Source organism: Serratia nevei (assembly GCF_024160145.1).
Taxonomy (GTDB): Bacteria; Pseudomonadota; Gammaproteobacteria; order Enterobacterales; family Enterobacteriaceae; genus Serratia; species Serratia nevei_A.
The window spans coordinates 1-256 of record NZ_JAMYWQ010000179.1 but is presented as its reverse complement, the minus strand read 5'-3'; the positions used below and the strand labels follow the sequence as shown (position 1 = coordinate 256).

Genomic DNA, 256 nt, shown 5'->3' with positions numbered 1-256 from the left:
GAAACAGGTTAATATTCCTGTACTTGGTGTTACTGCGAAGGGGGGACGGAGAAGGCTAGGCTAGCCGGGCGACGGTTGTCCCGGTTTAAGCGTGTAGGGGGTGTGACCTGGTAAATCCGGTTGCATATCAACCCTGAGGCGTGATGACGATGCACTACGGTGCAGAAGTAGTTGATGCCCTGCTTCCAGGAAAAGCCTCTAAGCTCCAGGTAACATTGAATCGTACCCCAAACCGACACAGGTGGTCAGGTAGAGA

Annotated in this window: 1 rRNA gene; it reads left to right on the top strand. The window is 53.1% G+C overall.

The features are described from left to right. Positions 1–256 (top strand): 23S ribosomal RNA (locus M6G53_RS25300); the annotation flags it as partial.